9 protein-coding genes are annotated in these 9,868 nt (G+C 71.4%); 4 read left to right on the top strand and 5 right to left on the bottom strand.

Annotated elements, in window-relative coordinates:
- Nucleotides 1-36: 36 nt before the first annotated feature.
- The 3 genes from AOK01_RS33340 to AOK01_RS33330 all read left to right on the top strand — a co-directional run bounded on the left by AOK01_RS33340 (nt 37) and on the right by AOK01_RS33330 (nt 2,446).
- On the top strand, nt 37-792 hold the full coding sequence (locus AOK01_RS33340) for a TetR/AcrR family transcriptional regulator (protein WP_055518297.1): 756 nt from the start codon (nt 37-39) through the stop codon (nt 790-792).
- A gap of 81 nt (nt 793-873) precedes the next feature.
- Nucleotides 874-1,218 (top strand): hypothetical protein, encoded by a 345-nt coding sequence (locus tag AOK01_RS33335; protein WP_055518295.1) that lies wholly within the window; start codon nt 874-876, stop codon nt 1,216-1,218.
- 106 nt (nt 1,219-1,324) lie between these two features.
- Nucleotides 1,325-2,446 carry a C40 family peptidase gene (locus tag AOK01_RS33330; RefSeq protein ID WP_055518303.1) on the top strand — a complete coding sequence of 374 codons (1,122 nt, stop codon included), beginning with the start codon at nt 1,325-1,327 and terminating at the stop codon, nt 2,444-2,446.
- An 86-nt stretch (nt 2,447-2,532) separates the two neighbouring features.
- Here AOK01_RS33330 and AOK01_RS33325 read toward each other — a convergent pair whose 3' ends face one another.
- The 5 genes from AOK01_RS33325 to AOK01_RS33305 all read right to left on the bottom strand — a co-directional run bounded on the left by AOK01_RS33325 (nt 2,533) and on the right by AOK01_RS33305 (nt 8,560).
- The gene (locus AOK01_RS33325; RefSeq protein ID WP_055518293.1) at nt 2,533-3,786 is read right to left on the bottom strand and encodes a styrene monooxygenase/indole monooxygenase family protein; all 1,254 of its coding nucleotides are present in this window, start codon (nt 3,784-3,786) and stop codon (nt 2,533-2,535) included.
- A gap of 65 nt (nt 3,787-3,851) precedes the next feature.
- Complete coding sequence (locus tag AOK01_RS33320) at nt 3,852-4,514, bottom strand: GTP-binding protein (RefSeq protein WP_055518292.1); 663 nt, start codon at nt 4,512-4,514, stop codon at nt 3,852-3,854.
- Entirely contained in the window at nt 4,495-4,926 is a 432-nt protein-coding gene (locus AOK01_RS33315; RefSeq protein ID WP_425424780.1) for a DUF742 domain-containing protein, read from the bottom strand. The genes AOK01_RS33320 and AOK01_RS33315 overlap by 20 nt, the downstream gene beginning before the upstream one ends.
- Nucleotides 4,927-4,940: 14 nt before the next feature.
- The gene (locus tag AOK01_RS33310) at nt 4,941-5,501 is read right to left on the bottom strand and encodes a roadblock/LC7 domain-containing protein (RefSeq protein ID WP_055518290.1); all 561 of its coding nucleotides are present in this window, start codon (nt 5,499-5,501) and stop codon (nt 4,941-4,943) included.
- Nucleotides 5,498-8,560: a sensor histidine kinase gene (locus tag AOK01_RS33305; RefSeq protein WP_425424779.1), complete on the bottom strand. Its 3,063-nt coding sequence runs from the start codon at nt 8,558-8,560 to the stop codon at nt 5,498-5,500. The genes AOK01_RS33310 and AOK01_RS33305 overlap by 4 nt, the downstream gene beginning before the upstream one ends.
- Before the next feature lie 368 nt (nt 8,561-8,928).
- Between AOK01_RS33305 and AOK01_RS33300 the strand changes: the two genes are divergently transcribed.
- A complete protein-coding gene (locus tag AOK01_RS33300) occupies nt 8,929-9,714 on the top strand; it encodes a protein phosphatase 2C domain-containing protein (RefSeq protein ID WP_055518288.1) in 786 nt (261 codons plus the stop codon).
- Nucleotides 9,715-9,868 lie beyond the last annotated feature (154 nt).

Below are 9,868 nucleotides of genomic sequence, written 5' to 3'. Positions count from 1 at the left end.
ACCCCGCACCCCCCGGGACGGACTACGCTGCGAGGCATGACCTCGGAGGCCCCCACCCGCGCATACCGACGCCTGAGCGTCGAGGAGCGACGCAGTCAGCTCCTCGACGCCGCGCTGTCGTTGTTCGCGGTACGGGCGCCGGAAGACGTCTCACTGGACGACGTGGCGGAGACGGCGGGCGTCTCACGACCACTCGTGTACCGCTACTTCCCCGGCGGCAAGCAGCAGCTGTACGAGGCGGCGCTGCGGTCGGCCGCGGAGGAGCTGGAGCACTGCTTCGCCGAGCCACCGGACGGCCCCCTCACCCGGCGGCTCTCCAACGCCCTGGACCGCTACCTGGCCTTCGTGGACCAGCACGACGCCGGCTTCAGCGCCCTGCTCCAGGGCGGCAGCGTGGTCGAGACGTCACGCACCACGGCCATCGTGGACGGCGTACGCCGCGCCGCCGCCGAGCACATCCTGAGCCATCTGCACGTCAGCCATCCGGACATCAGTGATCCGGCCGTCGAGGAGCCGAGCCCCCGCCTGCGGATGACCGTCCGGATGTGGATCACGTCCGTGGAGGCCGCCTCGTTGATCTGGCTGGACGAGGAGAAGGAACCCCCGCTGGACGAACTGCGCGACTGGCTCGTCGAGCAATTCGTGGCGTGCCTCGTGGCGACCGCCGCCCGCGACGCCCCGACCGAGGCGGTCGTGCGAGCCGCGATCGCGCTGGAGCCGGCGGACGGACCGATGGGCTCGCTGGCCCGCCGGGTCCTGCCCGTGGTGAGCGACGCGGCACACCTGCTCTGACGCACACCGGCGGCCGTGCTGTGACGCCGTGACGGCACGGTCTGTGCCGTCGACCCGGCCGTCGTTTGTGACACTGGCCCGGTGAAGAGCGAAGAGACCCCCTTCGAGGGCGGCCCCCTGGACGGCCGCGTGCTGCCGATCCTGCTCGGCCCCACCGGGCACCCTCCGAAGACGTACCGGGTCCCCGTGCCGGACAGCGCGGGCGGCCCGCCCACGGTTCTCGTCTACCGCCGCGTACAGGCGGGCGTGAGCAGAAAGCTCGGCCTGCACCAGGGCTGGAAGTACGAGTACGACCCGACGGGCCGGAGCGGCGGCAAACTCAAGTGGCCGTGGTCGAAGCCGGACACCACACCGGACGCCACCACACCGGACGCCACCGCCCCGGACGCCACGCCGGACGGCAAGCCGGAGGACACCCACGAGTGACCTCGTTGGGCCGGACCGCCCACGGCCGGCGCGCGGGGCCGGCGCGAACGTCTGATGCTCGCGGTGCGGAGGAGCGGAAATGCCGCCCCGCACCGGAGGTGATGACGTGTCAGAGAGGCTTGGGCGACTGGTCTGTACGGCGGCGATCGCGGCCGGCGCGGCCCTCGCACCCGCCCCCGCCCCCGCCACGGCGGCGCCCGACCCGGGTGAGCGGTCCGTGGGCGCGCTGCTGACAGACCTTCAGCGGCTGTACCGGGAGGCCGAGGAGGCCACCGAGACGTACAACGCGACCGAGGAGCGGCTGAAACGGCAGCGGTCCGAGGTCGCGAAGCTCAACCGCCGGCTCGCGGCGGCCCGGCTCTCGCTCCAGGACAGCCGCGGCGCGGCGGGACGGCTCGCCCGGCAGCAGTACCAGGGCAGGAGCGAGATCTCCTCGTACGTACGGCTGCTGCTCGCCCGTGATCCGCAGCACGCGCTCGACCAGGGCCAGGTGATCCGGCAGGTCTCGAAGGAACGGGCCGGGACGGTGAGGCGCCTGGCGGGCAACGAGCGGAAGACGGACGAGCTGGCACGCCGCGCCCGCGCCGCCCTCGACAGCCGGCTCACCCTCGCGGAACGGCAGAAGAAGGACCGCGACCTCGTACGCAAGCGGCTGAAGGGCGTCGAAGAGCTGCTCGCCTCACTGACCGAGGAGCAGCTCTCCCAGGTGGCCGAGCTGGAGAAGTCCGGGGTGGCCGAGGCGCAGGAGAAGCTGGTGGCGTCGGGCGCGCTCAGCAGCACGCGGCGGCCCTCCCGGGAGGGGGGCGAGGCGCTGCGTTACGCCGTGGAGCAGATCGGCAAGCCGTACGAGTGGGGCGCCGAGGGCCCGGACTCGTACGACTGCTCGGGGCTCACCTCGCGGGCCTGGGACAGCGCGGGCCGCGCCATCCCCCGTACCAGCCAGGAGCAGTGGGCCCGGCTCCCACGGGTCGAGCTGGGTGAGCTGCGCCCGGGCGACCTGGTGGTCTACTTCCCCGAGGCCACCCATGTGGCGATGTACCTGGGCGACGGCAGGGTCGTACAGGCCCCGAGGCCGGGGGCGAAGGTCAAGGTGTCCCCGCTCGCGGCCAACCCGGTCCTGGGCGCCGTACGCCCCGACCCGTCCGGCAGGCCCCTGCGGCGGTACACACCACCGAGGCTCCCGGAGGGCGCGACAACCGGCTCGGACGAGGGTTACAGCGCCCCGTAGGAGCGCCCCGGCTCCGACAGGGGCGCGGGGAACTGCGCGACAAGCCACGACGCACCCGCACGGGCAAGCGGTCCTCAGCCGCAGCCTCAGCCCCCCGCCACAGAGGCCAAGTACGCCCCCGTCTTCTCCGGCTCGTAGAAGAAGTTCTCGAAGTCCGACGGGTCGTCGAAGCCGTTCGCGAAGCGGTCGGCGACCGGCGGCAGTTGACCCGCCGCACCGATCAGGTTGAGGACGTGCTCCGGCGGCGCGCCGAGCATCGCGTTCGTCCACTTCGTGACGTGCTGGGCGGTGTCCCAGTACCGCTCGAACGTGTTCCGCATCCATGCCTCGTCGAACTCCCGCTCCCCGTGGCCGAGGATCGAGTCGAGGTACGAGGCCGCGCATTTGGAGGCCGAGTTGGAGCCCTGTCCGGTGATCGGGTCGTTCGCCACGACCACGTCGGCGACGCCGAGGACGAGGCCGCCGCCGGGCAGCCGGCCTATCGGGTTGCGGACGGTGGGCGCGTAGCGTCCGGCCAGCGTGCCGCCCGCGTCGGTGAGTTCGACCTTGGTGGCCCTGGCGTACTCCCACGGCGTGTACCGCTCCATGAGTTCCAGGGTCAGGGAGAGGTGTTCGGCCGGGTCCTTCACTCCGTGGAAGACGTCCAGCGGGCCGCCGGGTATGCCCTCCAGGAAGAGGATGTCCGCCCGGCCCGAGGTGGTGAGCGTCGGCATGACGAAGAGCTCGCCGACGCCCGGGACGAGGTTGCAGCGGACCGCGTCGTACTCCGGGTGCTCGGGGCGCGGGCCGAGCCCGTGGACGTACGCGACGGCCAGTGCGCGCTGCGGCTCGGTGTACGGGGATCGCGAGGCGTCGCGGCCGAACATCGACACCAGCTCGCCCTTGCCCGCCGAGACGAGTACCAGGTCGTACGTACGGGCGAAGTAGTCGAGGTCGGAGACCGCGGCGCCGTGGATGACGAGCTGGCCGCCGCGCTGCGCGAAGGTCTCCATCCAGCCGGCCATCTTCACGCGCTGGTCGACCGACTGCGCGTACCCGTCGAGCCTGCCCACCCAGTCGATCGCCCGCTGGGTCGGCCCCGGGTCGTGCGAGCCGGGGGCGGCGACCGAGACGCCGAGTCCTTCGATCTTCGGGGCCTGGGACTCCCAGAAGTTCAGCTGGAGATCGCGCTCGTGCTGCAGTGCCGTGTGGAACATGCACTGGGTGGACATGACGCGGCCGGTACGGATCTCGTCCGCCGTCCGGTTGGACATCAGGGTGACCTCGTACCCGTGCGACTGGAGTCCGAGGGCGAGCTGGAGCCCGGACTGGCCGGCTCCGACGACGAGTATCTTCCGCATGCGGGTCCTCACTCTGCGTACGTCTTGTTCGGGGCTGACGCCACGTGGTCCGGGGCTACGTCACGTCATTCGGGGCTGTCGTCGAGCGCGTGCCCCACCAGCGCCAACAGGGTCTCGATGACCGAGAACCGGTGGCGCGCGTCCATGATCATGACAGGTATGTGCCGGGAGATCGTGAGGGCCTCCCGCACGTCGTCCGGATCGAACCGCTCGCTGCCGTCGAAGTGGTTGACGGCGACGACGTACGGCAGCCCGCAGCTCTCGAAGTAGTCGAGTGCCGGGAAGCAGTCCTTCAGGCGCCGGGTGTCGGCGAGGACCACCGCGCCTATCGCCCCGCGCACCAGGTCGTCCCACATGAACCAGAACCGCTGCTGCCCGGGCGTACCGAACAGGTACAGCACCAGATCGTCGTCGAGCGTGATGCGGCCGTAGTCCATGGCCACCGTCGTGGTCAGCTTCCCCGGGGTCGAGCTGAGGTCGTCGGTACCCTCGCTCGCCTGGGTCATCAACGCCTCCGTCTGAAGAGGCGTGATCTCGGAGACGGCGGTGACGAGGGTGGTCTTGCCCACCCCGAAGCCGCCCGCCACCACGATCTTCGTGGCGATCGGAGCGCGCGTGCGGTCCTGCTGCCAGGCTTTCAACTCCTCGTCGGGCTCCACCACTTCGGGGAGGCCCGACGATCGGGAGACATCCGAGACGCGGGAGACGTCAGAGACGACGGAGTCCACTCAGCACCCTTTCCAGCAGTGCGCGGTCCGGCTGTCCCGGGCCGTGACCTGTTCCGTACACACGGATCTTCCCCTGGTCCGCCAGGTCGCTGAGGAGCACCCGGACCACACCGAGCGGCATCTTCAGAAGGGCCGCGACCTCTGCCACCGTACGCATCCGGCGGCAGAGTTCGACGATGGCCCTCATCTCCGGCATGACCCGGGTGGAGAGTGAACCATTCTCCAGCTCCCGGCGCTCGTCCGGGGCCTCCAGTGCGGCCACGAACGTCTCGACGAGCAGCACGTGCCCGAAGCGCGTACGGCCGCCGGTGAGCGAGTACGGGCGTACTCGGGCGGGCGTCCCTCCGCGCGAGCGGGATCGGGAGTGGGACGCCTCGCCACCGCGGACCGGCAGTTTGGACGTGCCGCTCACGTCACTCGTGCCGCTCACTTCGCGGTCTCCGTCGTCATGGTTCCCGTCGACGCGGTCTCCGCCGTGGCGGTCTCCGCCGTCGTGGTCTCCGTCGTCGTGGTGACCAGTGACTGGCGCAGTTCGCTGCGGAGTTCAGGCGTCAGGACGTGTCCGGCGCGGCCCACGAAGAGCGCCATGTGGTACGCGACGACGCTCATGTCGCAGTCCGGAGCGCCGTGCACGCCGAGCAGCGAGCCGTCACTGATCGACATGACGAAGAGCCCGCCCTGCTCCATCGCGACCATCGTCTGCTTGACGGCCCCGCCGTCCATCAGCTTGGCGGCGCCGACGGCGAGGCTGCCGATGCCGGAGACGACGGCGGCCAGGTCCGCCGCGGAGTCCCGGGGGCCTGTGGGTCTCTCGCCACTCTGCCGCGCCTGCGCGTTCCTCCCCGGATCGGAGGAGAGCAGCAACAGGCCGTCGGAGGAGACCACCGCGACCGACAGGAGGCCCGGCACCTCCTCGACGAGGTTCGTCAGCAGCCAGTGCAGATTGCGGGCTTCACGGCTCAGTCCGAAGGTGCTGGACGCGGTCAACTGCTTTCCTCCTCGACGGTGTCCCCCTTGGTCTCAACGGCATGTGCGGCGGTCGTCTGCAGCTCCGACGTCTGTTCGGCGATCTCCGCTTCGACGTCACGGCGACCCTCGGTGGCTCCCCGGTGGAATCCGCCGAGGCGGCGGCGCAGTGCCGCGGCGTCGACGGGCGCCGTGCGCGGGCCGACGGTCGGCGCGGGAGCGGTGATCTTCGGGCTCCGCTTCGGCAGCCCCTTCTCGGTGACCCGCTCGGGCAGTTCCTGCGGTCCCTGCGATCCCGACGGCTCCTGCGGTACCTGCGGTACCTGCAATTCCTGCGAGGCGTCCGGTACGCGGTCGTGGGTGTCGGGCCCTATGGCGTACGGGTCGGTGGCGCGGCGGGCCGGGGCGTGATGGTCCCGGGTGGCCTGGGCGGGGAGCCGGATCACCGGGACGTCGGCAGGGGCGTCGGCGCCGGATTCGCGCACGGCTTCTGCCGCGTTCTCGGCTTGTGCCGCACTCTCGGCTTGTGCCGCACTCTCGGCTTCTGCCGCCTCGGGCTCGTCCTCCGGGGGCACCGGCGCCATGAGCACCATGGTCGTCTCGGGGCCGGAGTCCTGGACCGGAGCGGCGGACCCTGACGGCTCAGCCGACTCGGCGGACTCAGCGGGCTCGGCGGGCTCGGCGGGCTCGGCGATCTCGCCGGCCTCTTCGGTCTCACCGGTCCCGGCAGTCCCGGCGGTCTCGCGCAGGGTTTCCTCCGCCGCCGCGATCAGCGGGTCCCGGCCCGGACGGCCGTACAGGACATTGGAGTTGACCTCGGCGTCCGCACCCGGGAGGGACATCGCGGCCGCACCACCCGGAGTGCGCGCGCTGGTCGCCTGGGGAACAGCGACCGTGGGCGCGGCGGCGAGCAGCGCCTTGGGCAGGACCACGACGGCCGTGATGCCGCCCTGCTTCTGCTCGCGCAACTGCACCCGTACGCCGCGCCGGTGGGCGAGCCGGGCCACCACGTACAGGCCGAGCCCGAGGCCGTCGCCGCCCTCCTCGTCGTACGTGTCCTCAGGGTCCTCAGGGTCGAAGGCCGTGAGGCGGGTGTTGAGCAGGTCGAGCCGCTCACTGGTCATGCCGATGCCCTCGTCCTGGACGGAGAGCATGACCTCGCCGCTCTCCAGGAGCCAGCCGGAGACCTCCACGGGAATGTCGGGCGGTGAGAAGGAGGAGGCGTTCTCCAGGAGTTCGGCCACCAGGTGGCTGATGTCGTCCGCCGCGAACCCGGCGAGGTGCGCGTGCGGCGGCAGCGCGGAGATGCGTACCCGCTCGTACCGTTCGACCTCGCTGACGGCCGCGCGGACGACGTCGATCAGCGGGACGGGCCCGGGGTGCTGATGGCTGTGGTCGGCGCCCGCGAGGATCAGCAGGTTTTCGCTGTGGCGGCGCATGACGGTGGCGAAGTGGTCGAGCTTGAAGAGGGTGGCGAGGCGGTCGGGGTCCTGCTCGCGCTCTTCGAGGCCCTCGATGACGCCGAGTTGCCGCTCGACGAGGCCCAGGACGCGCAGGGCCAGGTTGACGAAGGTGCCGTGGATGCTCTGCCGCACCTGCTCCAGGTGGGCGGCGGCCTCGGCGAGTTCGGCCTTGAACCTGTCGCGTTCGTCGGCCATCTTCTGGCGCTGGCCGATGAGGTGCTTGCGGTCGCTCTCCAGCGTGGCCAGCCGCTCCTGGAGCGCGAGGGCGTGCGTGTGGAGCGCGTTGACGGAGCGTACGACCTGGGCGAACTCGTCGTTGCGCCCGGTGAACTTGACCGGTTCGCCGACGCCTGGTTCGGCGGCGAGGCGTGCCGTGCCGCGACGCAGGACGGACAGCGGGCGCGTGAGCGAGCGGGCCATCCCGGTGGAGACGCCGACGGCGAGCAGCATCAGCGCGCCGAGGATCGCCACCCGGATCTCCAGCGCGGTGACATCGTCGTCGCGCAACTGGGCGAGGTCCTTGGCGCGCTGGGTGTTGAGTGACGCCTCGACGCCGCGCATCAGCTCGACGCGGGCGGTGAGCGCCGCGTCCAGCTTCTTGGTGCTGGTGGCCAGTTCGGAGTCGGACAGGGTGGGCTGGTCGGCCAGGCTCGCCAGGTACTTGTCGGCGGAGGTGACGTCGGGTCCGTTGACCGTGGAGTCGTACGAGGCGCGGTCCGCCTTGGGTGCCGTGCCGCCGAAGTCGGCCAGGGCCGCCTGCTCACGGACGTATGCCTGCTGGGCGGCGGCGGTGAGCGCGTCGCGCTGCCTGGTCTCGGCGGCCGACGACGTGGTGGTCGTGGTCGGCAGGCCCGTGATCGGGTCGGTGACCGTCCGGGTGGTGGTGGGGACGTTCAGCGCCGCGAGGAGCAGGCCGCGGGTCGCGGCGGCCTGCTGGACGGCCGTGTCGAGGTCGGCGAGGGCGTGCGCGCCGGAGCCCGCGCGGGGCGGGATCTTCTCGGCCAGGTCCTCGGCGAGGCCGTGGAGTTCGGCGAGGGCGGCCGAGTACGCCTGGTGCGCTTCGAGGGCGCTGCTCTCTCCGGTGAGCGCCGCTCTGCGGACGACGGCGATCGTGTCGAGCGTCTTGAGGAAGGACGCGGGGGCGTCCGTCTCGACGGCGTCGACACGCAGTTCGTCGACCTGGCGGTCCACGCGGGCGCTGCGGCGCTCGGAGGGGCCCTCGCCCTTGGGGCGGCCGGCCGCGAGGTAGGAGGTGGTCTCGTCGCGCTCGTCGGCCAGCGAGTGAGCGAGGGCCAGCGTGTCCTGGGTTCGCTCGGCGAGCGTCACCAGGTTCTGGGAGTCGTTCAGCTCTCCGGAGGCGGCGATCACGGAGGGGGCGCCCGCTCCGGCGATCGCGGCGGCCACGACGGCGACGGCGACGATCAGCCGGCTGCGTACATGAGCGGGGCGTCCGCGTCCCGCGGGGTCCGGAGTGTCCTGCCGTGCCGAAGTGCCCTGCGGTGCCGGGATGCCCTGCGGCGCCGAAGTGTCCTGCCGTGCCGGTGAGTTCGGTGTGCGCCCGGAGGCTTCACCAGAGGCCGACTGCTTGCCTTTGCGCCGAGGCCGCATTTTCTGCACCGGTGCTCGCATTCTTGACTCGTGTCCCCATGGGCCCGGGTGACTGACCGTCAACTCACGTGTCGTCCCGGTAAGGCTCCCGACCCTCCCAGTGCCGGTGGGCAGTGGTCGCGCATCGCCTGACCCGCCACACGAAGGAGTGAACATCGCCGGGGAGCGGACCGGCAAGTTCCAGTGGCGCGTGCCGCAGCCTTGTACGGCGGGTCGGTTGGACGTCCACGGCGACCGATGGCAGGATGCGCCGCCACGCTCCACCCGAGTCGGTGAATCCGTCCCAAAGCAGGCGCCTGACCTGCTTGTCCAGGCCAACTGAGCGACAGTTGCCAGCCTTTGGCGAAGCTTGTGGAGGGCTCGTGCAGACTGGCCGGATGCGCTCGGAACTGATCTCGGCACCCGGTGACCCCGCCCGCCCCGACGAGGACTACGCATCGGTCGGACTTCCGGCCTCCGGACAAGGCGGTTCGATCGTCGTCCTGGACGGCGTGACGCCTCCCGCGACCGATCACGGGTGTCTGCATTCCGTCCCCTGGTTCACCGCCCGGCTCGGCGGCGCCTTGAGTGAACTGTCCGTTTCGCGGCGGGATCTGACGCTCACCGAGATCCTCGGGCGGGCCATCTCACGTACCGCCGACGCCCATCGGGCAACCTGTGACCTTTCTCACCCGCGCACCCCGCAGGCAACGGTGGTGCTGGCCCGCTGGTCAGCGGATTCCGTCGAGTACCTGGTCCTCTCGGACTCGGCGCTCCTCGTCGAATCCCCCGCCGGCACGGTCATTCCCGTCCTCGACGACCGCCTCGCCCGCATGCCGCGCGCCACGCTGGCGGCGCACGCCGCGACCGACGCGACCCTGCGCAACAAGGAGGGTGGTTTCTTCACGGCCGCGGCGGACCCCTCGGTCGCGGCCCGCGCCGTCACGGGCACCTTCCCCCGCGCCGAGGTCCGCGCCCTCACCGCCCTCACGGACGGCGCGACCCGCTGGGTGGAGAAGTTCGGGGAGGGCGACTGGACGGACCTGTTCACCCTGATCCGCAAGGAGGGCGGCCAGTCCCTGATCGACCGGGTACGCACACTGGAACGCTCGGACACGGAACGAACGTTCCTGGGCCGCTCCAAGACACACGACGACGCAACGGTGGTCTACGCGGAACTATGACCGCCCGCACCCGTCAGGGGCGCAGCCCCTGAGGGGCGCGGGGAACTGCGCGCCCAGCCCCCACGCACCCGCGGACGAACACACTGTGGTCTGACCGCGCTGACCGGTCAGCGCGGTCAGACCACAACAGCCCCAGGCACGGGACCAACGGCCA

It is taken from the genome of Streptomyces aurantiacus, assembly GCF_001418335.1.
Lineage (GTDB): Bacteria > Actinomycetota > Actinomycetes > Streptomycetales > Streptomycetaceae > Streptomyces > Streptomyces aurantiacus.
Note: the sequence above shows the minus strand (reverse complement) of the source record. Positions and strands in the feature narration are given on the sequence as shown.